The 21360-nt window shown below is 56.2% G+C and carries 19 protein-coding genes; 4 read left to right on the top strand and 15 right to left on the bottom strand.

The window, feature by feature from the left end:
- Nucleotides 1-20: 20 nt before the first annotated feature.
- Nucleotides 21-1571 carry a MocR-like pyridoxine biosynthesis transcription factor PdxR gene (pdxR, locus tag TH4_RS00515; protein ID WP_245227657.1) on the bottom strand — a complete coding sequence of 517 codons (1551 nt, stop codon included), beginning with the start codon at nt 1569-1571 and terminating at the stop codon, nt 21-23.
- Nucleotides 1572-1660: 89 nt separating this feature from the next.
- On the opposite strand from pdxR, the gene TH4_RS00510 reads away from it, so the two are divergent.
- Complete coding sequence (locus TH4_RS00510; protein WP_064779525.1) at nt 1661-2305, top strand: pyridoxamine 5'-phosphate oxidase family protein; 645 nt, start codon at nt 1661-1663, stop codon at nt 2303-2305.
- 65 nt (nt 2306-2370) lie between these two features.
- Here the strand turns inward: TH4_RS00510 and TH4_RS00505 are convergent, their stop codons facing one another.
- Nucleotides 2371-3279 carry a pseudouridine-5'-phosphate glycosidase gene (locus TH4_RS00505; protein ID WP_064779524.1) on the bottom strand — a complete coding sequence of 303 codons (909 nt, stop codon included), beginning with the start codon at nt 3277-3279 and terminating at the stop codon, nt 2371-2373.
- Nucleotides 3280-3501: 222 nt separating this feature from the next.
- On the opposite strand from TH4_RS00505, the gene TH4_RS00500 reads away from it, so the two are divergent.
- On the top strand, nt 3502-4695 hold the full coding sequence (locus TH4_RS00500; RefSeq protein ID WP_064779523.1) for an MFS transporter: 1194 nt from the start codon (nt 3502-3504) through the stop codon (nt 4693-4695).
- Nucleotides 4696-4772: 77 nt separating this feature from the next.
- Here the strand turns inward: TH4_RS00500 and ilvC are convergent, their stop codons facing one another.
- The 4 genes from ilvC to miaA form a co-directional block, all read right to left on the bottom strand.
- Nucleotides 4773-5792 (bottom strand): ketol-acid reductoisomerase, encoded by a 1020-nt coding sequence (ilvC, locus tag TH4_RS00495; protein ID WP_008891746.1) that lies wholly within the window; start codon nt 5790-5792, stop codon nt 4773-4775.
- A 116-nt stretch (nt 5793-5908) separates the two neighbouring features.
- Nucleotides 5909-6418, bottom strand: coding sequence for an acetolactate synthase small subunit (ilvN, locus tag TH4_RS00490; RefSeq protein WP_008891745.1), 510 nt, complete (start codon nt 6416-6418; stop codon nt 5909-5911).
- Between the two features lie 106 nt (nt 6419-6524).
- Complete coding sequence (locus TH4_RS00485; protein WP_008891744.1) at nt 6525-8288, bottom strand: acetolactate synthase 3 large subunit; 1764 nt, start codon at nt 8286-8288, stop codon at nt 6525-6527.
- A 152-nt stretch (nt 8289-8440) separates the two neighbouring features.
- Nucleotides 8441-9409, bottom strand: a complete 969-nt coding sequence (miaA, locus tag TH4_RS00480) for a tRNA (adenosine(37)-N6)-dimethylallyltransferase MiaA (protein WP_064779522.1) — start codon at nt 9407-9409, stop codon at nt 8441-8443.
- A 206-nt stretch (nt 9410-9615) separates the two neighbouring features.
- Between miaA and serB the strand changes: the two genes are divergently transcribed.
- A complete protein-coding gene (gene serB, locus TH4_RS00475) occupies nt 9616-10506 on the top strand; it encodes a phosphoserine phosphatase SerB (protein WP_064779521.1) in 891 nt (296 codons plus the stop codon).
- 78 nt (nt 10507-10584) lie between these two features.
- Here serB and TH4_RS00470 read toward each other — a convergent pair whose 3' ends face one another.
- From TH4_RS00470 to hflK, 4 genes are all read right to left on the bottom strand, one after another.
- Complete coding sequence (locus tag TH4_RS00470) at nt 10585-12078, bottom strand: DegQ family serine endoprotease (protein ID WP_064779520.1); 1494 nt, start codon at nt 12076-12078, stop codon at nt 10585-10587.
- Between the two features lie 213 nt (nt 12079-12291).
- Complete coding sequence (locus TH4_RS00465; RefSeq protein WP_008891737.1) at nt 12292-12483, bottom strand: DUF2065 domain-containing protein; 192 nt, start codon at nt 12481-12483, stop codon at nt 12292-12294.
- Nucleotides 12484-12598: 115 nt separating this feature from the next.
- On the bottom strand, nt 12599-13471 hold the full coding sequence (hflC, locus tag TH4_RS00460) for a protease modulator HflC (RefSeq protein ID WP_064779519.1): 873 nt from the start codon (nt 13469-13471) through the stop codon (nt 12599-12601).
- Nucleotides 13471-14598, bottom strand: a complete 1128-nt coding sequence (gene hflK / locus TH4_RS00455) for an FtsH protease activity modulator HflK (RefSeq protein ID WP_064779518.1) — start codon at nt 14596-14598, stop codon at nt 13471-13473. The genes hflC and hflK overlap by 1 nt, the downstream gene beginning before the upstream one ends.
- A 332-nt stretch (nt 14599-14930) precedes the next feature.
- On the opposite strand from hflK, the gene TH4_RS00450 reads away from it, so the two are divergent.
- The gene (locus TH4_RS00450) at nt 14931-16115 is read left to right on the top strand and encodes an Mrp/NBP35 family ATP-binding protein (RefSeq protein ID WP_064779517.1); all 1185 of its coding nucleotides are present in this window, start codon (nt 14931-14933) and stop codon (nt 16113-16115) included.
- A gap of 75 nt (nt 16116-16190) precedes the next feature.
- Here the strand turns inward: TH4_RS00450 and purL are convergent, their stop codons facing one another.
- From purL to TH4_RS00425, 5 genes are all read right to left on the bottom strand, one after another.
- Nucleotides 16191-18401, bottom strand: coding sequence for a phosphoribosylformylglycinamidine synthase subunit PurL (purL, locus tag TH4_RS00445; protein ID WP_064779516.1), 2211 nt, complete (start codon nt 18399-18401; stop codon nt 16191-16193).
- Nucleotides 18398-19087: a phosphoribosylformylglycinamidine synthase subunit PurQ gene (gene purQ / locus TH4_RS00440; protein WP_064779515.1), complete on the bottom strand. Its 690-nt coding sequence runs from the start codon at nt 19085-19087 to the stop codon at nt 18398-18400. The genes purL and purQ overlap by 4 nt, the downstream gene beginning before the upstream one ends.
- An 86-nt stretch (nt 19088-19173) precedes the next feature.
- Nucleotides 19174-19413 (bottom strand): phosphoribosylformylglycinamidine synthase subunit PurS, encoded by a 240-nt coding sequence (purS, locus tag TH4_RS00435; protein WP_008891731.1) that lies wholly within the window; start codon nt 19411-19413, stop codon nt 19174-19176.
- A gap of 124 nt (nt 19414-19537) precedes the next feature.
- Nucleotides 19538-20302, bottom strand: a complete 765-nt coding sequence (gene purC / locus TH4_RS00430; protein WP_008891730.1) for a phosphoribosylaminoimidazolesuccinocarboxamide synthase — start codon at nt 20300-20302, stop codon at nt 19538-19540.
- A 222-nt stretch (nt 20303-20524) separates the two neighbouring features.
- Nucleotides 20525-21304, bottom strand: coding sequence for an NRDE family protein (locus TH4_RS00425; RefSeq protein WP_064779514.1), 780 nt, complete (start codon nt 21302-21304; stop codon nt 20525-20527).
- Nucleotides 21305-21360 lie beyond the last annotated feature (56 nt).

Here is a 21360-nt window from a genome sequence, read left to right as displayed (position 1 = left end):
TCTCTCTGGCTCGGGGTACATTAAGACTTACGTCTGATGGTTCTGACCAGTTCACTGAAACTTTCCGAAAGCACATCTTTTTTCCATCCGGCGAAACCAAGCACAAGACCGCGCACGGGGTCAGGCCCATTTTTTGACCGGGGATCGTGGAAATACGAAGACAATGCACGAAAATCAAGGTCCGCCTTTACCAAGGCTTCCTGCATTTCTATGTCGTCCTGATCGCCGATCAAACGGGCACAAAGATGTAATCCCCCGTCTGAGGGCATTACCGACAGGATATCGGATGCGTCCGCCGTGATCAGGTTTTTAAGGTGCGAACGCCGTTCGCCATAGCGCAGGCGCATCTTGCGCACGTGGCTGCCAAAATGCCCCTCGGCGAAAAAGGCACCAAGGGCGGCCTGTGTTGTCGGCGCCGGAACACCATCAGCAAAACCGCGAATGCCGCGAAATGCCGGAACCAGTGCCGGTGGCAGCACAAGGTAGCCAAGCCGGATGCCGGGGAACAGTACGCGCGAAAACGTGCCGACATAGATCACCCGATTGTCGGTATCCAAGCCCTGCAGGGATGACAGCGGCGGCCCGTCATAGCGATACTCGCTGTCATAATCATCCTCGACAATCCAGGCATCATTATCCTGCGCCCATTGCAAAAGGGCGAGGCGCCGGGCAAGCGAAAGCGTTGTACCCAATGGATAGTTCCGTGATGGCGTGGTGACCACGATCCGCGCCGGGGAGGGCGTTTGCGCAAGGCCTTCGATGTCGAGGCCATCCTCATCAACCGTAATTGGCTGAACCACAGCCCCACTTGCCGCCAGCACGCCCCGAATGCCTTCATAGCCCGGGTCTTCGGTTGCGATGATGTCGCCGGGATCGACAAGGGCGCGTGCGGCAAGGTCAAGCGCCTGCTGCGCGCCCGAAACGATCATCACCTGATCGGCATTGCAATTAACCCCGCGCGATTGCCGAAGCCATTTGGCAATTTCAGAACGCAGCAGCGGCAATCCAAGCGGATCATCTGGAATGGTCAGATCAATATCCGGCGCCCGCCATGACCGACGCAACAACCGCGCCCAAAGATCGAACGGAAAACCATCAAGATCCGGTGTCGCCGGGTTAAACGGACGGGCAATGCGAAAGCGCGGAAAGCGTCGCTGATAGGTCAGCATGCGCGTGGCACTTTGACTAAGCCGTATCGGGCGATCATTTGCTGCCTCGGATGCCTTGCCGGGACTGTGGTCGCCTGTTTGCATATCGCGGTCAGGCAGGGTGCTGGCGACAAAGCTTCCGGCGCCGACCCGGGTTTCAAGATAGCCTTCCGAGGTCAGCAGATCGAAACTGGTCACCACCGTGTTGCGTGAAATGCCAAGTGATTTGGCCAAATCCCGACTGGCCGGAAGGCGTTCGCCCGGATGCAATCGGCCATCCAGAATGGCCGATCTGATCCCGTGATACAGGCGGCGATAGGCGGTGGTGCCGCCATCATCGGCGGTATTGTCCGACTGGCTTGGATAAATCCAGCTATAATCACTGCGCACCATCGCGACCCCGGTGAAAATTGGTTCTGTCACTTTTATTATAATGGACCTTTTGAAAAGTCCAATTTGATCCATGATCGGGCCAAATTCGATGCCTGATTTTTTGACAAAAAGGTCCCGCCATGTCTGATCAATACGAAATCCATCCCCACACCAAAGTCGTCCGGGGCCCCAATCGCGCCAGTTATGACCGCGATCAGGTGCATGGCATCATTGATGATGCCCTGATTTGCCATGTCGGAACCGTGGTCAATGGGCGCCCCGCCATGATCCCGACGGCCCATTGGCGGGTGGGGGAGCGGATCTATATCCACGGCGCGTCAAAGAACCGCATTCTGGCAGCGATCGCAGACGGGGCAGAAGCCTGTCTGTGCATCACGCATCTGGATGGTCTGGTGATGGCGCGTTCGGCGTTTCACCATTCGGCCAATTACCGTTCGGTCGTCATTTACGGCAAAGGAACAGTGGTGAGTGATGACGGCGAAAAGATGGAACATTCCCGGCTGTTTACCGAAAAGCTGGAACCGGGGCGGTGGGAACACATCCGTCATCCCAACAAGCAGGAACTCAAGGCGACCATGTTCTTGGGTTTTGATCTGGACCAGGTTTCGGCAAAGATCCGTGCCGGCGATCCGGTCGATGACGAAGAAGACTACGACTGGTCTGTCTGGGCTGGTGTCCTGCCCTGTACAACGACGTGGGGCGCACCGGTTGACGATGCACGCATCAAGCCCGGGTTCGAGGGCAAAGGGTATCAGCGCAGTTAAACGCAAAACAGGCTGGCAGATTTGCCAGCCTGTTTCTTTTGGTCTTTAAGGATGGTCAGCGCCGATCAGTCGGCCATGGCAGCGGCAATTTTCGCACCAAGGCGTGCATTGTTGCGCACAAGGGCGATGTTGGCTTCAAGGCTTTTGCCCTTGGTCAACTCGGTCACGCGGGCCAGAAGGAACGGGGTCACATCGCGCCCCTGAATGCCTTTTTCCTTGGCCTCCATCAGGGCATCTTCAATCGCCACTTCGATGGCTTCACGCGCCAGTGCCTTGTCGGCTTCTGGCGGGTTGCCAATGACAGCACCACCTTCAAGGCCGAATTCCCATTTCGAATTGAGGAAAGCTGCAAGTTCTTCGGGAGTATCAAGGCGCAGTGGCGCCTTCTGACCGCTTTCAACCGAATAGAATGCCGGGAATTCATCTGTGCCATAGGCAATAACCGGCACGCCAAGCGTTTCTAGATGTTCAAGCGTTTTGGGGATATCAAGGATCGCCTTGGCCCCGGCGCAGACAACCGCAACACTGGTTTTGCCAAGCTCGGTCAAATCGGCCGACACATCGAAATTACCGGCAAGGTCGCGATGCACCCCGCCAATGCCACCAGTGGCAAAAACGCGAATGCCGGCCTTTTCCGCCAGGATCATGGTTGCCGATACGGTGGTAGCACCATCAAGCTTTTTGGCAAGGCAATAGGGGATATCACGACGCGACAATTTAAGAATGTCGGTTCCCTTGGCGAAATATTCCAGCTCTTCGGGGGAAAGCCCGATTTTGCAGCGACCGCCAATCACGGCGATGGTGGCCGGGATCGCACCGTTATCGCGCACATCCTGTTCGACCGCACGCGCGGTTTCCAGGTTCTGCGGATAGGGCATGCCATGAGAAATGATGGTTGATTCAAGGGCAACAACAGGCTTGCCTGCGGCAAAGGCCTCTGCGACCTCGGGGGCGATATCAATATAGTCCGACATTCCGATATGCTCATATCTGGTTTAAAGTTTTAAAGGCCAGAATTAAACAGATCGGCCTTTGAAATCCAGCGCAAAGCAGGGTGTTTTGCGAATGGCTGCTGTGCGTGACGGGATCCGTCGATGCCATCGCGGCATGGCACCTGTGTCAGACACCGCATTGTAAGTCTCTGATTTGGCGGCTATCGTAAACCCACCACCAACCCGTTCAAGGCCCATCTTAGAATGCATTCCAAGCCCACCCTGACCACAGGCCTCCTGATCTTTATGGCGGTCGGAAGCGGCCTGTCCGTTGCCAGTCTTTATTATGTTCAGCCATTGCTGGAACTGCTTGCCCGTGAATATGGGCTGAGTGAAACCAGTGCCGGTTTTCTGGTGACTGTGGCGCAGCTTGGCTATCTGACCGGGTTGATTGCTGTGGTGCCGCTGGGTGATCATCATGAACGGCGCAAATTACTGACCGTGACCTCGGCCCTGACCGCGGTCGGGTTGCTGGCGATGGGGCTGGCACCGTCATTTTTGATGCTGGTGGTGTTTAGTATTTCGGTCGGGATCACCTGTGTGACTGCGCAAATCCTTGTGCCGCTCGCCGCCCACCTGGCGACGGATGATAAACGTGGATCGGCGGTGGGGGCGGTGATGAGTGGCCTGTTGCTGGGCATTCTTCTGGCCCGGACTTTTTCGGGCATCATGGCGGAGCTTGCCGGATGGCGTTCGGTGTTTATCGCCGCCTCTGTCCTGATGGCGATTTATGCGGTGGCGTGTTACCGGATCATTCCGCATATCCCGCCGACCTCGCATACCAGTTACCGCACGCTGTATCTTTCGATCCTGCATCTGTTTCGTGATGAACCGGTCCTGCGCCGCCGCAGCCTGATTGGCGGGCTGCAATATGCGGTGTTCGGGATTTTCTGGACCTCGATGGCGTTCATGCTGGTGCGCCAATATGGCATGTCCGAAGCGGTGATCGGGCTTTATGGCCTGATCGGTGCAATCGGCATTCTCGCCGCCCGCATTGCCGGAAAGCTTGCCGACAGGGGTTGGGCGCGGCTCAGCACCGGTGCCTTCCTGATGACCACAGTATCAAGCTGGGGGTTGCTATATTGGGGGCAGTGGTCTCTGATTGCCTTTGCGCTTGGTGTGGTGCTGATCGATCTGGGTATTCAGGGGGCGCATATCTCAAACCAGAGCGAGGTCTATCGCCTCAACCCCGAGGCCCGCAGCCGTCTGACCACGGGCTATATGGCCAGTTATTTTCTCGGTGGTGCCTGTGGTTCCGCCAGTTCGGCCATTGCCTATGGCATGGGCGGCTGGCCTGCTGTTGTGGTTCTTGGGGCTGGGGTGTCGGTCCTGTGTGTTGTGATCTGGGCTGCGACCGAATTGCGCTTCCCGGTCACACAGATGAAACACGGCGGATAAGCCAAACCCGAAATGCCCAAAGCAAAACGGCCGCCCCATCGGGACGGCCGTTTGCGCAAAAAGGATCTAAGCTGTGCTTAGTTCTTTTCTTTGTCGACGAGCTGGTTTGCAGCAATCCACGGCATCATCGCGCGCAGTTTGGTACCAACTTCTTCGATTTCATGTTCAGCATGCAGACGACGGGTTGCCTTGAACATCGGCTGACCACAATGCATTTCCTGAACGAAGTCACGAACGAACTTGCCTTCCTGAATGTCAGTAAGAACTTCTTTCATGCGTTCTTTGACAGACGGATCGATCACGCGCGGGCCGGTGACATAGTCGCCGTATTCTGCGGTGTTGGAGATCGAGTAACGCATGTTGGCCATACCGCCTTCATACATCAGGTCAACGATCAGCTTAACTTCGTGCAGGCACTCGAAATATGCCATTTCCGGTGCATAGCCAGCTTCGGTCAGGGTCTCGAAGCCGTATTTGATCAGCTGGGTCAGGCCGCCGCAAAGAACAGCCTGTTCGCCGAACAGGTCGGTTTCGCACTCTTCACGGAAGGTGGTTTCGATAACGCCCGAACGACCGCCACCGATTGCCGATGCATAGGACAGAGCAACTTCAAGCGCGTTGCCAGATGCGTTCTGCTCAATAGCCACGAGGCACGGAACACCGCCGCCACGCTTGTATTCGGAACGAACCGTGTGGCCAGGACCCTTCGGTGCGATCATCATGACGTCAAGATCAGCGCGCGGCTCGATCAGGCCGAAATGCACGTTCAGACCGTGTGCGAACAGAAGGGCAGCACCCTGTTTCAGGTTGTCGCGCAGCTCATCAGCATAGATCGCAGCCTGATGTTCATCCGGGGTCAGCATCATGACAACGTCAGCCCAAGCAGCAGCTTCGGCCGGGGTCATGGTTTTCAGACCGGCAGCTTCGGCTTTCTTGCGGGAGCTTGAGCCTTCACGAAGACCAACAACAACTTCCTTAACGCCGGAATCATGGAGGTTCAGCGCATGGGCGTGGCCCTGCGAACCGTAACCAATGATGGCAACTTTTTTGGATTTGATCAGATTAACATCTGCATCGCGGTCGTAATAAACACGCATCTTTCGATACCTCTGGACGTTGGACCACGCTGATTTTCATGCGTGGCGGATGGTAATAATTATTATGGGGCAGGCCCCAATGCCGTACCCGATGCGGATCACCGGGCAGGGCAAACTCACATCGTCAGTGTGCCGCGCGAAATCGCTGCCACACCGGTACGCGAAATTTCCGAAAGCCCAAGCGGCTCCATCAATTTGATGAAGGCGTCGATTTTTTCAGGGCTGCCGATGATTTCATACACGAAGGAATTGTTGGTCGCATCCACTGCGCGCGCCTTGAAGATGTCGGCAATACGCAGGGATTCCACACGTTTTTCACCCGTTGCGATCACTTTCACCAATGCAAGCTCGCGCTCGACACTTGGCCCGGCAAGGGTCAAGTCACTGACCTTGTGCACAGGAACAAGACGCGAAAGCTGTGCCTTGATCTGTTCGATTACCATGGGCGTGCCCGAGGTAACCACGGTGATACGCGACTGGTGGGCGTCGGCGTCGACTTCGGCAACGGTCAGGCTTTCAATGTTATAGCCACGACCGGAAAACAGCCCGATTACACGGGCCAGAACGCCGGACTCGTTATCCACCAGAACGGATATGGTGTGTTTCGAAATTTCGGTTTCTTTCACGGTTTCGCTCCGCTAGGGCTCGGTCGGGGCAGAACGTGCCGCCCGCGCCGGCCTTTTCATTTTGATGTGATGGGATCAATTCGCACAGATTGTTTGTTTGTGCGGATCAGACCAGAACCATCCCTTCGTCGGAATCAATGGCTTCGTCGCCGTTGGTTTCCTGCCCAAGCAGCATTTCATTATGCGGCTTGCCCGACGGAATCATCGGATAGCAGTTTTCCTTGTCATCGACAGCGACGTCCAAAATCACCGGACCATCAATTTCCAGCATCTTCTTGATGGCATCATCAAGATCAGCCGGGTTATTGCAGGTCATGCCGGTGAAGCCAAAGGCTTCGGACAGTTTGACGAAGTCGGGCAGGGTTTCGCTATAACTTTCGGAATAGCGCGACCCGTGCAGAAGCTGCTGCCACTGACGGACCATGCCCATATAACGGTTGTTCAGGATCACGGTTTTGATCGGCAGACGATACTGCGTCATCGTCGCGCATTCCTGAATGTTCATCATGATCGACGCATCACCGGTGAAGCACACAACCGTCGCATCCGGGTGGGCGACCTGAACGCCAAGGGCGGCCGGCATGCCATAGCCCATGGTGCCCAGACCACCGGACGTCATCCATTCATAGGGATGTTCGAACCCGAAATGCTGGGCGGCCCACATCTGGTGCTGGCCAACATCGGTGGTGATATAGGTCTTGCGATCACGGGTGAGCGCATGAACACGGCGGATAACGTGCTGCGGCTTGATAACGTCGGTCGGCTGTTTGTAGGACAGGCAGTGTTTGCTGCGCCAGCCTTCAATTTCTTTCCACCAGCTATCAAGTGCGTTGGCTTCGATCTTGTACTGCTTGGCTTTCCAGATCTTGATCATGTCTTCAAGAACATGGCCAACATCGCCAACGATCCCGATATCGACCGGAACGTTCTTGTTGATCGAGCTCTGATCAATGTCGACCTGGATTTTCTGCGAGTTCGGCGCAAAGAAATCAAGGTTGCCGGTGACACGGTCATCGAAACGCGCACCGATGGCGACCATGACATCGCAATCATGCATCGACATGTTTGCTTCGTAGGTGCCGTGCATGCCCAGCATGCCCAGATACTGCTTGTCGGACGCCGGATAAGCCCCCAGACCCATCAGGGTCAGCGTGATCGGCGCACCAGTCATGCGGGTGAATTCGGTCAGAAGCTTGCAGGCCTGCATGCCGGAATTGATCACGCCGCCGCCGCAATACAGGATCGGCTTTTTCGCCGATGCCAGCATTTCCATGGCTTCTTCGATCTGGCTGCGTTCGCCCTTGACCACCGGGTTATAGGTGCGGTGCTGAACCTGTGCCGGTTCCAGATACGGTGCCTTGCCAACCAGAATGTCCTTGGGAAGGTCAATCACGACCGGGCCCGGACGGCCGCTTGAGGCGACGTGGAAGGCTTCGTGCATCGTGCGCGCCAGACGATCCGGATTTTTCACCAGATAGTTATGTTTGGTGCACGGGCGGGTAATGCCGGTGGTGTCGGCTTCCTGGAAGGCATCATTCCCGATCAGATGAGTCGGGACCTGACCTGTCAGGCAGACAACTGGAATTGAATCCATCAACGCGTCGGTAAGGCCCGTAACAGCGTTTGTCGCACCCGGTCCCGAGGTCACCAGCACAACGCCGACCTTGCCGGTCGAGCGGGCGTAACCTTCAGCAGCGTGGACAGCAGCCTGTTCATGGCGCACGAGAACGTGACGAATCCGGTTCTGTTTAAATATCTCGTCATATAGCGGTAGGACAGCGCCGCCAGGATAGCCGAACACGACTTCCACACCCTGATCAGCAAGGGCCTGCAACACTACTTCCGAACCGCTTAAAATACGTTCTGCCATGATTTTCGAGCCTCTTTACTTAGCGACAACAACGTGTCGCGTGATAACCGCGTGATTGAAACATGATCCAATTATCCTCGAATTGGAGTTGAAAAATCCGCCTAAACGGCGGTTTTCCGCCATTTCGGCGGGGGAAGGGCCAACCTATCGCCTCACTTTGGCGTGGTCAACAGAAATTGGTTAACATCATGACGCATTTTTGCTGCCAAACTTTCCGAATATTGCGCGTCGATGATTTCCTTGGCTAACATTTGGTGTCTGAACCAGGTTAATTGCCGCTTTGCATAGCGTCTGGTTTCGCGCTGGGATTTCTCTTTGGCGGTGGCCAGATCAATCTCCCCGGCAAGATATGCTGCGATCTCGCGCACGCCGACAGCCTTCATAACCGGCGCTGTTTCAGGCAATTCCAAGGCAAGCAGGCCTTTAACCTCGTCAATCGCGCCCTGTTCAATCATCAGATCAAAACGCCGGTTGCAGCGGTCATACAAAACGTCGCGCGGCGGCATGTAACAAAGTTTCTTGAATTTCATGTTCTCGGGCGGGGTAATCACCGGTTCCTTGTGCCAGCTTGCCAATCCGCGCCCGGTATGGGCAAAAACCTCGGCGGCACGAATCAGCCGCTGGGTATTGCTGCCATCGAGGTTGGCGGCGGTTTCAGGATCTTGCGCGTTGAGTTTGGCAAAGAATTCGGCGTGACCAAGTTCTTCAAGCTCGTTTGTGATCTCATCGCGAATCCGCGCAGGGATATCGGGGATCGGCGCGATCCCCTCGGTCAGGGCATTCAGATACATGCCCGTACCCCCCGTGATGATCGGAAGTTTGCCACTGGCATGACAATCGGCAATCTCGGCCATCGCCATTTCACGCCATTTACCGGCCGAGCAAGCCTCCCGCCCGGACAACACGCCATAAAGCCGATGTGGTGCACGCGCGATTTCACTGTCATCGGGGCGCGCAGAAAGCACACGCAGTTCCTTATAGACCTGCATGCTATCAGCATTGATCACCACCCCGTCAAAGGCCTCCGCCAGATCAAGGGCGAGTGCCGACTTCCCACTGGCGGTCGGGCCAGCGACGATCAGGACAGGGGCAAAAGAACTGCTGGCTTGGATGGCCGACATCAGGGTGCCTTCAGGGTAACGTGTTCAAAGGTCGGCCAGTCTATTGGGTTCGGCGCGACAGGCATAGGAATTTACGACGCAATTTCACGGCAAATAATGCGTTCCCGCAACAGGGGATGCGAAAGTTCTCTTGCCACAGTCCGGCGCAATTCGGATAAAGGCGACAACGATGTTTTATGCCTTTCCCGCCAAGGAGCCTCGCGACCATGAAATTGGTTCTCACCCTGATTGCCGCCCCGAATTCGAATGCGCTGACCAAGGCCGTGATTGATAACGCGGCAATCGCGTTGACCGGGGCGGGCGCACTGGTCGGGGATGTGACCTGGCTTGCCGAGGGCGAGGCCTGCGATCTTACTTTTGACGGGATCCCGCTTGATGTTGCCGACACGACGCTTTCCGAGGCGGAGCTTCCGGTGGATGCCATCACCCAGAAGGTCGCCACACGTCGCAAGAAGCTTTTGATTGCCGATATGGACAGCACGATTGTTACCGGTGAAACCCTTGATGAACTTGCCGAGTTTGCCGGGGTTAAGGACCGGGTGGCGGCGATCACCGCACGTGCGATGAATGGTGAACTTGATTTCGAAGCAGCCCTTGATGAACGCGTCGGTCTTCTTGAAGGCATGTCGACCGAGATGCTGAAAGAAGCCTGGAAAACGGTTGAGTATACCGGCGGGGCAAAGCAACTGGTTTCGACCATGAAGGCCAATGGCGGCTTTGTTGCCCTGGTGTCAGGTGGCTTTGATTTCTTTACCGGCGCGGTTCGGGCCGAGCTTGGCTTCGATTACGATCAGGCCAATGTCCTGATTGAAAAGGATGGCAAGCTGACCGGGAAGGTTCAGAAACCGGTTCTGGACCGTCAGGCCAAGGTCGATGCGCTTGAAAGCCTGTCTGCGCAGCAAGGCATCACGGTTGATGATGCGATTGCGGTTGGTGATGGTGCGAATGATCTTCAGATGATCTCGCTTGCCGGGACTGGCGTTGCCTTCCACGCCAAACCATCGGTTCAGGAACAGGCGCGCATTTGCATCAATCACGGTGATCTGACCGCACTTTTGTATTTGCAGGGCTACGCGAAGTCGGACTTCGTTTCGTAAGGCACGAACGGTTTAAACAAAAAGGGCGGCCTGATGATCAGGCCGCCCTTTTTTTGATATCAACTTAAGCCGGATGGCTTATTCCTCGGTCGAAAGCGTCAGGCCGAAGTAACGCGGGCCAGCCGATGTTTCGATCAGCATCAGGATGGTGCGTTTGTCATCGTCAACGGCCGCTTTGACAGCATCGACGACGTCGTCGACCGAATCAACCGAGCTGTGCGAAGCCTCGATGATAATGTCACCAGGGCGAACACCCTTTTCGGCGGCGTAGCTGTCGCCGGAAACTTCGGTGACGATCACACCTTCGGTGCCTTCGGCAAGGTTGTAACTCTGACGCAGGCTTTCATCGACATTGGCGATCTTGATGCCAAGTTCATCGATGCTGGCCTCGGCAACAGCGGGTGCTTGCTGTTCCTGGGAGCTGTCTGCGCTTGTCGCGACGACTTCTTCCTCAAGTTCGCCAAGCTCGACCTGGACGGTCTGCTTTTCGCCGTCGCGCCAGATCACAACATCGACATCCTTGCCGATCTTGGTTTCTGCGACAATGCGCGGCAGACGACGCATCGACTCAACCGTTTTGCCATCAAAGGTCAGGATGACGTCACCCTGTTTGATACCGGCTTCCTTCGCCGGGCCATCTTCGGAGACGCCGGCAACCATGGCACCGGTTGCTTCATCAAGACCAACCGAGTCCGCGATGTCTTCGGTCACGGTCTGGATGTGAACACCCAACCAGCCACGACGGGTACGGCCATACTCCTTGAGCTGTTCGACAACGCTTTGTGCGATGCCTGCCGGAATGGCAAAGCCGATACCGACCGAACCACCCGACGGCGAATAGATCGCGCTGTTAATGCCGATTACGTCGCCATCAAGGTTAAACAGCGGGCCGCCAGAGTTACCACGGTTGATCGAGGCATCCGTCTGAATGAAGTCATCATACGGGCCCTGATTAATGTCGCGGTTACGTGCGGAAATAATCCCGGCGGTTACCGTGCCACCAAGGCCGAACGGGTTACCGATTGCCATGGCCCAGTCACCGATACGTGCACTGTCAGAATCGCCCCATTTGACGAAGGGCAGGTCTTCTTTCGGTTCGACCTTAAGCAGGGCGACGTCGGTTTTCGGGTCACGTCCGATCAGTTCGGCATCAAGCGTGTCGCCATCATGCAGGCGCACGGTGATTTCATCGGCACCGTCAATCACGTGGTTGTTGGTCACAATGTAACCATCAGCCGAGATGATAAAGCCCGAACCAAGTGCGGTCGCACGGCGGCGTTGCGGAGCCGGTCCGCCCTGGCCACCCTGACCGTTGCGGTCCATAAAATCACGGAAAAGGTCTTCAAATGGCGAGCCGGGAGGGAACTGGAAGTCCGGTCCCTGTCTTTCGGCAACCATCTGGCTTGTGGAAATGTTTACAACAGTCGGCAGAAGCTTTTCGGCCAAGTCTGCGAAACTCTCAGGAGCGGGGCGGGCATTCGCGATCTGCGAAACACTGGTCACGCCAAGGAGAACAATCACCAGTGCGGCGGTTACCTTCGCCCGCACCGGGTTGTATAATGCGTCTAGCATGTGTCTGATCCTGTTCGTTGCCGCGTTCACGGTATGTGTCATTCTCATTGAGCAGCGCGCGGCGGGACTGTATTTCACCCGTCGCTTAAGTAATCAACTTAACCCCGACTTTGGCAGAATTTGGGCGGCACTGGGAAAAATCAAGGAAATGTAAGCACAATATCGTGACGAGGACCGATTGCGCGGCAGTTCCCCTGATCCTGAGCCCGGTTGCTAAAGCCAGGTCCGTACTGCCCATATTCCACCAATCGCGACGACAGCGGCGATCAATCCGCCAATGCGCAACTGCGATTCAGGAATTTCCTGAACAAGCTCCATCACCCTTTTCAGGCCGCCGGGAAACAGCGTGTAAAGCATACCTTCCAACGCGATGGCCAGAAGTATGGCTGTTGCAAGTTCCTTCATGATCAGGGACGTTCCGGCGTTTCTTTGTGATCTGTCAGACGGTCGCCCGACAAATCGAATTTATAAAAACAAAAAGGGCGACCAGCCCAATATGCAGGTCGCCCTTATGTTTTGTCTAGCGGCTTGTCGCTGGGCCAGACTTATTAAAGTACTGGAAAAACTCGCTGTCTGGTGAAAGCACCATAGTCGAGCCGTTATCAAGCGCAATTTTGTAGGCTTCGAGCGAACGATAGAATTCGAAGAATTCCGCGTCCTTGCCATACGCTTTACCCAGGATGACGTTCCGCTGCCCATCGCCTTCACCACGCAGGACTTCGGCCTGACGGTTGGCTTCGGCGATGATGCCGATACGTTCACGATCAGCTTCTGCCTGGATCTTCGCCTTGAGCTCTTCACCTTCTGCGCGAAGCTGTGCGGCTTCGGCAATACGCGAAGAACGCATACGGTTATATACCGCCTGCGAAGTTTCCTGCGGAAGATCGGTACGACCGATACGAACGTCAATCAGTTCTACACCGAACTCTTCTGCCGGTTTGATCAGGGTCGACTGGATTTTCTCCATGATCTGCGCACGGTTGTCCGAAAGAAGCGTCACAAGCGGGGCCTGTGCCAACTCACCACGGATAACCGAGTTCAGACGCTGACCAAACAGCTGCACAAAGTTGGCAGAGTTGGTTGCGCGCTGACGGAAGATCAACGGATCGATGATTTTCCAACGTGCAAAGCTGTCAACATTGACACGCTTCTGGTCAGACAGAAGAACCTGCTGAACCGGCGGATCAAGTTCCAGAATACGACGTTCGTAATATTCAACGTTCTGGATCGGCAGTTTGAAATGCAGACCCGGTTCGGAAACCGCATGGACCGGATTACCAAACTGAAGAACGAGTGCCTGCTGATCCTGACGCACGGTAAACACGCACATCGAACCAACGACAGCAGCAATAACCAGGACGACGCCAGCGGCAATAAGTTTAGGACTTGCCATTAGTTGTTGCCTCCTGCATTCGCACGTTTCTGAACTTCCGGAAGCGGAAGATACGGGACAACGCCGTTACCTTCGCCGTTCTGTTCCATGATGATCTTGTCAGACTTGCTCAAGATCTCCTGCATGGTTTCCAGATACAGACGACGGGTCGTCACATCCTTGGCCGTCAGGAAGGAATTGTAGATGGAGTTAAAGCGTTCTGCTTCACCCTCTGCTTCCTTGGTGACACGATCCTTGTATGCGCGGGCCTGAAGAACCTGACGTTCTGCTTCACCCTTTGCACGCGGGATGATGTCGTTACGATAGGCCAGTGCTTCGTTCTGGGAACGATCACGGTCCTGACGGGCACGCTGCACATCGTTAAAGGCATCGATAACGTCGCGCGGCGGGTCCACTTTCTGCATTTTCACTTCGGCAATGAAAATACCGGACTCATAACCGTCCATGATTTCCTGAAGCAGGGTACGGGTCTGTTCTTCAACCCGGACACGGCCAACAGTCAGTGCTTCTTCAAGGTCGGTTTTACCGATGACCTCACGGATCGCACTTTCGGATGCCAGCTTGATGGTGTTTTCAGGATCACGCACGTTAAACAGGTAGGAACCTGCATCGCTGATACGCCACTGAACAACATAATCAATGTCGATGATGTTCTGGTCACCGGTCAGCATCAGGCTTTCTTCGGGCACATCACGCGAACCGTTGGATGTCACCGTACCTGCACCGCGATAGCCAACCTCGATCTGGTTGGTCCGTTCGACGTTCGGCTTGATGACCTCGCCAATCGGGGCCGGAAGGAAGTAGTTCAGACCCGGACCCGTGGTGCCAACCCATTTACCGAACAGAAGCGTTACACCCTGTTCGCCCGGCTGGACACGGTAGAAACCGGTCAAAAGCCACAACCCGATTACGGCGATACCGATCAGGACAAAGCCCTTGTATCCGCCACCACCGGGGAACAGCCGTTTAAGACGTTCCTGGCCTTTACGAATCATTTCATCAAAGTCGGGGGGCGTGTTTCCGCCGCCGCCGCCACCGGAAGGACGCTGTCCCCACGGGTTCTGGCCGCCACCTTTGTTTCCGCCGCCGCCCCAGGGGCCACCGCCCCCTTGATTATTCCAAGGCATCGAGTTTCTTCCTCTTCTTGCCGTTCGGTGTTTATCTTTGTTTACCGAGCTTGGGGTACGCCCCCAATGCATGCTCCGTCCAACAAGATCAAATTCGCTGATAGAGCCCGGACATGCCGGGAAAATCAGACTTTTTTCTCACTAGTTTTGTACCCAACCTGTGATACGCCGGTTGGTACTGCAACAGATTGTAGCCAAATGCAAACTCACGAAATCTTGTTGGACGGAGCATGCCCTTAGGCCTTATATGACAGGTTGCCTTGCAAAACAATGATACGCGCCTGCAAGTTCTGTGTGACCACGGACTTAAGCCGAAATTTGGAGACCGCAATATGACTTCCCTCAACCGTGAACAGATTACTGCCGCGCTCGATAGCGTAATCGACCCTGTCGACGGCCAATCAATCACAGCCAAGGGCATGGTGCAAGGTATTGATATTCATGATGAAACTGTCAATGTTATGATCGCCGTTGATCCCGAACGCGGCCCCGCCCTCGAAGATCTGCGCCAAGCGGCAGAAAAAGCGGTGGCTGCTGTGAACGGGGTCACAACTGCCCGTGTGGCCCTTACGGCAGAGCGTCCCAAAGCCGCCGCTCAGCAAAGCACACAGCCGTCGCAGCCATCACAGCCAAGCCGCCCGGCACAACCAGGTCAGCGCCCGCAGGGTGGTGGTCAGATGCCGCTGGAATTGCCGACAGTACGTAGCATCGTCACCGTGGCGTCCGGCAAGGGCGGGGTGGGTAAATCAACCACCTCGGTCAACCTTGCATTGTCGCTGGTGGCCAAGGGGCTCAAGGTCGGCCTGCTGGATGCCGATATCTATGGGCCGAGCCTGCCGCGTATGATGGGCCTTCGCGATGCCAAGCCGGTCCCGTCCAAAGAACATCAGGGCAAAATGATCCCGCCATCGGCCTTTGGCATGCGGATCATGTCGATCGGCTTCATGATCGAAGAAGAACAACCGGTGATCTGGCGTGGCCCGATGGCGATGGGCGCGCTGGAACAGCTTCTGCGCGATACCGACTGGGGTGACCTTGATGTGCTGGTGGTTGATATGCCGCCGGGCACGGGCGACATTCAGCTTTCCATGGCGCAACGCGTACCGGTGACCGGGGCCGTGATTGTCTCAACGCCGCAGGACATCGCCCTTCTGGATGCGCGCAAGGGCCTGAATATGTTCCGCAAGGTCAATGTGCCGGTGTTCGGCCTGATCGAAAACATGTCCTATTACAAATGCCCGGAATGCGGCCATGTCGATCACATCTTTGATCATGGCGGGGCGCACAAGGCGGCGGATGAACTGGGCGTGCCGTTCCTGGGGGAAATTCCGCTCGACCTTAAAATCCGCCTCGGCGCAGACGAAGGCAAACCGATTGTCCAGACAGAACCCGAAGGCGAGCATAGCAAGGCCTATGGCCTGATTGCCGACAAGATCGCCGCCGCCATCGAAGAACGCGTTGGCCCGGCCGAAGCGCCGAAGAAAAAAGGACTGTTCCCCAAGATCAGCTTTAAATAAGAGCGTTTCAGCGCAGGCAAAAGAAAACCCCGCCAGATTGCTCCGGCGGGGTTTTTTGTTTTGCCTGAGGCCTGACTAAACGGCTTCGGCCATGAAGGATGGCATCCAGCCTTCATTGAGCTCGCGCAGTTCGGAAAGCGATACTTTGTCGCCGCCATCAATGACGACCGCATCACCGCCGGCCTGACCGATAATCACGGCTGCAACATTCGCACTGCCAGCAGCGTTCAGAACCTTGTCCGGATCGCGGGTGGCGATCACGTAGCGGCCCTGATCTTCGCCAAACAGCCATGCGACTTCGCTGCCTGCTTCTGGCAGATGCAGGTCTGCACCGATATTGCCCGCAAGGCACATCTCGGCAACGGTGACCAGCAGGCCGCCATCGGCGATATCGTGGCAAGTGCGCACCAGACCCAGTTCGATCAGTTCACGCACCAGCGTACCGGCACGCTTTTCCGCACCCAGATCGACCGGTGGCGGAGCACCTTCTTCGCGACCTTCGATGGTCTTGAGATACAGCGACTGACCTAGTTCACCAGTGGCCGCACCGATCATGATCAGCGCGCTATCATCGCGTTTGATGCCAATGGTTGCATGGTGACCGAGATCGGAAATCAGACCAACGCCGCCAATGGCCGGGGTCGGCATGATGCCGACACCATTGGTTTCGTTGTAAAGCGACACGTTGCCCGACACGACCGGGAAGTCCAGCGCGATGCAGGCTTCGCCAATGCCCTGGCAGGCCCCAACGAACTGACCCATGATGCGCGGGCGTTCCGGATTACCGAAGTTCATATTGTCCGTGATGGCAAGCGGCTTGGCGCCGGTTGCAACCAGGTTGCGGTAGGCTTCGGCAACGGCCTGTTTGCCGCCTTCGACCGGATCGGCCATGACATAGCGCGGGGTACAGTCGGTGGTCGCGGCAAGGCCCTTGTTCGTACCTTCGACGCGGACAACGCCGGCATCACCGCCCGGACGGACAATCGTGTTGCCACGCACCAGATGGTCATACTGTTCCCAGATCCAGCGACGCGACGCGAGGTCGGGCGATGCGATCAGGGTTTTCAGCGCGTCAACATGGCTGACCTTGGCCGAAATGCTGTTGGGATCAATGCGATCCTGTTTCGGGGTCGGCTCCCACGGACGATCATATTCCGGCGATGCTTCGGCCAGCGGATCAATCGGAAGATCACCGGCAACTTCACCATGCCATTTCAGAACCATGCGCTTGGTATCGGTGAGCGTACCGATAACGGCAAAGTCGAGTTCCCATTTGTCAAAGATCGCCTTGGCGGCGTCTTCACAACCGGGTTTCAGGACCATCAGCATGCGTTCCTGCGACTCTGAAAGCATCAGCTCGTAGGGCGTCATGCCTTCTTCGCGCATCGGAACTTTATCAAGCCACAGCTCAACACCAACGCCGCCCTTGGACGCCATTTCGAACGAGGACGAGGTCAGACCAGCAGCCCCCATATCCTGAATGGCGACGATCATGTCGGTTGCCATCAGCTCAAGGCAGGCTTCCAGCAGAAGCTTTTCGGTGAACGGGTCACCGACCTGAACGGTGGGACGCTTTTCTTCGCTGTCATCATCAAACTCGGCCGATGCCATGGTCGCGCCATGGATGCCGTCACGGCCGGTTTTCGACCCGACATAAACAACCGGGTTGCCGATGCCAGCCGCGGCTGAGTAGAAGATGTTATCGGTATCGGCCAGACCCACGGTCATCGCATTGACCAGGATGTTGCCGTTGTAAGATGCGTGGAAGTTGGTTTCACCGCCAATGGTCGGAACGCCCATGCAGTTGCCATACCCGCCGATGCCTTCGACCACACCGCTCAGAAGATGGCGGGTTTTCGGATGATCGGGCTCGCCAAAACGAAGGGCATTGAGGTTCGCGACCGGACGTGCACCCATGGTGAACACGTCACGCATGATGCCGCCAACACCGGTTGCAGCCCCCTGATAGGGTTCGATAAAGGACGGGTGGTTGTGGCTTTCCATCTTGAAGACGGCGGCCTGACCATCACCAATGTCAATAACACCGGCGTTTTCGCCCGGACCCTGAATGACCCAGTCAGCCTTGGTCGGAAGCGTTTTCAGCCATTTTTTCGACGACTTGTAGGAGCAGTGCTCAGACCACATGACCGAGAAAATGCCAAGCTCGTTGATGTTGGGTTCGCGACCCATGATTTCGAGAACGAGTTTGTATTCTTCTTCGTTCAGGCCGTGTTCCTTGACCAGTTCCGGCGTGATCGGGGTGCTGTTGAAATCGTTGGAGCTCACGATGCTGCCTCCACCATGCTTTTGAACAGATTGCGGCCATCGGTGCCACCATGCAGCGGATCGATTGCGTTCTCGGGGTGGGGCATCATGCCAAGGACGTTGCCCGCCTCGTTGATGATGCCGGCAATATTGCGCTGGGAACCATTGAGGTTGGTCGCCGGATCCACTTTGCCATCCACATCGCAGTAACGCAGAACAACGCGACCTTCGCCTTCAAGGCGGTCAAGCGTGTCGCTGTCGGCAAAATAGTTGCCGTCGTGATGGGCGACCGGATATTCGACAATCTCGCCCGCGCTATAAAGATTGGTAAAGCGCGTCTCGGCGTTTTCGACTTTCAGATGCGTGTTCTTGCAGATGAATTTCAGGCTGGCATTGCGCATCAGTGCACCGGGCAGAAGGCCTGCCTCGGTCAGGATCTGGAAGCCGTTGCAAACGCCAATGGTGGTTACACCCTGTTTGGCACGTTCGGCAACCGCACGCATGATCGGCGACTTGGCCGCCATGGCGCCACAACGCAAATAGTCGCCATAGGAAAAGCCACCCGGGACCATGATGATGTCGGTCTTTGGCAGCTCGGTGTCGCCATGCCAGACCAGGGTGGGCTCGGTGCCGGTGGCCTGCTTCAGTGCTGCGATGGCGTCATTCTCCCGGTTGATGCCGGGAAACAGGATGACAGCGGATTTCATGAAATACCGTCTCTTGATTAGTGTCGGTTACTTAATCCCGATAGACAAAGGCCCTGCCGTGACAAGACCCCGCCCGCCACGGGCGATCAGGCCAGCTCGATGCTGTAATCTTCGATCACGGTATTGGCGAGAAGCTTCTCGCACATTTCCTTGACCTCGGCTTCGGCCTTGGCGGCATCGGTGCCATCCAGTTCGAGTTCGATGAATTTGCCCTGACGGACGTCATTGACGCCATCAAAACCCAGGCCCTGAAGGGCGTGGTGAACGGCTTTGCCCTGCGGGTCGAGAACGCCGTTCTTCAGGGTGACATGAACACGTGCTTTCACGAGAAGCTCCTTTAAGTTCGCATGCGCGGGTCTCGCGCGGGGTTCTGTTTGCAAACAAAACGCTGTCCGACACACATGGCCGACCAGCCATAAGAAAAGGCCGCGCGAGCGCGGCCTTGGGGTGTTATTTGGTTTCGTCTTTTTTAAGCTGCTCTATTTCGGCGGACTCAGGGAGGACACCAAGACGGCGTGCGACTTCCTGATAGGCCTCTTCGACACCGCCGAGATCGCGGCGGAAGCGGTCCTTGTCCATCTTTTCGTTGGTGATCGCATCCCAAAGACGGCAGTTATCCGGGCTGAATTCATCAGCCAGGACCAACTGCGGGAAGTCGCCTTCCCAGACGCGGCCGAACTCAAGCTTGAAATCAACCAGTTTCAGGCCGATGCCGCGCATCAGACCACACAGGTAGTCATTGACGCGAAGGGTCATGCCGACAATTTCCTCAAGCTCTTCAGCACCTGCCCAACCCAGAGCGAGGATGTGTTCATCCGACACCAGCGGATCACCCAGCGCGTCGTCCTTGTAATAGAACTCGACAATCGGGCGCGGCAGGCGTTCGCCTTCTTCGAGGCCAAGACGCTTGGCCATCGAACCGGCAACGATGTTGCGGACCACGACTTCGATCGGAACAATTTCGCATTTCTTGCAAAGCTGTTCGCGCATGTTCAGGCGGCGAATGAAGTGAGTCGGAATGCCGATTTCTGCCAGACGGGTCATGACGAATTCGGTGATCATGTTGTTCAGGACACCCTTGCCGGCAATGGTGCCGCGCTTCTGGGCGTTGAACGCCGTGGCGTCGTCCTTGAAATACTGAATGATCGTTCCGGGCTCTGTACCTTCGTAAAGAACCTTGGCTTTACCCTCGTAGATGGGCTGCTTTCTGGACATTGGCGGGATCTTTCACATCTAGGCCCGCCGTCCGACGCAGCAGGCACCCTGAAATTCGCGCCCTCCGTATAGCAGTGCTTGGCGAGAAACTCAATTGTCGCTTAAGCTCTATTTATGCAAACTTGATAATCGAAATTTGCAACCGTCAGCATCTGTATCGCAGAGGGCCCGAATTGTGGCGGTAACCTGTTGAACTGAAAAGACGTTGATCGCCATCTGGTGTTAGACGTCGACCGGATGGAACGGTGTTTTGTCGGGCTGGCCTTCGGCAAATAGCCAGACCGGGCGCCTTGGCAGTTCATGTTCGCTTGTGGGAATCGCCGGAAGCCCGATCAGCGACGAACAGATGGTCTCAAATCCGATATTGCTGCGCACCAGCATTGCATCGGCACGGATGTCATGGTGATCCGGGTCCGGGGCCTCTGTTCCGGTATCAGCCAAAAGCGCCTGCCAGGCAAACCAGTCATCGGCGTCGGGGTGCGGGGCCGGGGCGCTGACAAAGCGCGGCAGATTGCGTTTGGTGCGCGCACTGTTTTGCGTGTCATTAAGGTCATGGGCCGTCAGAATCGAAAGACCTTCGGGGATCTCGGTAATTTCGATCTTGCCCGTACCGCGGTTTGCCAGCCAATAGGCATCCCGGTTATCGGCGATCACCATGTTAAACGGGCGATAGGCATCGCCATCAAGTTCGGCAAGGGCTTGTGCGGCGTCAATCGCGTCGGCATGGTCAAGTGCCTCAAGCGGCAGCTCGCCGCGGGATCGTTTGCCATCTGCAGGGCCCAGCGTGCCATAGCGGTTAAGCACGGCGGCAACCACGCCGTCCTCATTGACACCAAGCCAGGTTCCCCCGGCGGTTTCATCCAGACCTGCGATGACATCAGGACGGTCTTCCCAGTGGCGCGCAGGCGCCTTCCAGGGACGGTTATTCATTTCATCGCGATTGGCGCCAATGATCACCGGCCAGTCATGGTCGGGGCGGCGTAAAATAATGACTGTACACATGAGCCAGATCAAAGCGTGCGGAACCGCACTTTGTCAAATTCAAAAGTATCAGGCAA

The sequence above is a fragment of the Thalassospira tepidiphila MCCC 1A03514 genome (assembly GCF_001662875.1).
Taxonomy (GTDB): domain Bacteria; phylum Pseudomonadota; class Alphaproteobacteria; order Rhodospirillales; family Thalassospiraceae; genus Thalassospira; species Thalassospira tepidiphila.
Note: the sequence above shows the minus strand (reverse complement) of the source record. Positions and strands in the feature narration are given on the sequence as shown.

Coding starts and splice junctions, on each gene's coding strand:
- purC (WP_008891730.1), bottom strand. CDS start 20,302: ATGTCCAGAAAGCAGCCCATCTACGAGGGTAAAGCCAAGGTTCTTTAC.
- hflK (WP_064779518.1), bottom strand. CDS start 14,598: ATGCCTTGGAATAATCAAGGGGGCGGTGGCCCCTGGGGCGGCGGCGGA.
- TH4_RS00510 (WP_064779525.1), top strand. CDS start 1,661: ATGTCTGATCAATACGAAATCCATCCCCACACCAAAGTCGTCCGGGGC.
- miaA (WP_064779522.1), bottom strand. CDS start 9,409: ATGTCGGCCATCCAAGCCAGCAGTTCTTTTGCCCCTGTCCTGATCGTC.
- TH4_RS00425 (WP_064779514.1), bottom strand. CDS start 21,304: ATGTGTACAGTCATTATTTTACGCCGCCCCGACCATGACTGGCCGGTG.
- serB (WP_064779521.1), top strand. CDS start 9,616: ATGAAATTGGTTCTCACCCTGATTGCCGCCCCGAATTCGAATGCGCTG.
- TH4_RS00500 (WP_064779523.1), top strand. CDS start 3,502: ATGCATTCCAAGCCCACCCTGACCACAGGCCTCCTGATCTTTATGGCG.
- hflC (WP_064779519.1), bottom strand. CDS start 13,471: ATGGCAAGTCCTAAACTTATTGCCGCTGGCGTCGTCCTGGTTATTGCT.
- TH4_RS00450 (WP_064779517.1), top strand. CDS start 14,931: ATGACTTCCCTCAACCGTGAACAGATTACTGCCGCGCTCGATAGCGTA.
- TH4_RS00465 (WP_008891737.1), bottom strand. CDS start 12,483: ATGAAGGAACTTGCAACAGCCATACTTCTGGCCATCGCGTTGGAAGGT.
- TH4_RS00485 (WP_008891744.1), bottom strand. CDS start 8,288: ATGGCAGAACGTATTTTAAGCGGTTCGGAAGTAGTGTTGCAGGCCCTT.
- TH4_RS00470 (WP_064779520.1), bottom strand. CDS start 12,078: ATGCTAGACGCATTATACAACCCGGTGCGGGCGAAGGTAACCGCCGCA.
- ilvC (WP_008891746.1), bottom strand. CDS start 5,792: ATGCGTGTTTATTACGACCGCGATGCAGATGTTAATCTGATCAAATCC.
- purQ (WP_064779515.1), bottom strand. CDS start 19,087: ATGAAATCCGCTGTCATCCTGTTTCCCGGCATCAACCGGGAGAATGAC.
- TH4_RS00505 (WP_064779524.1), bottom strand. CDS start 3,279: ATGTCGGACTATATTGATATCGCCCCCGAGGTCGCAGAGGCCTTTGCC.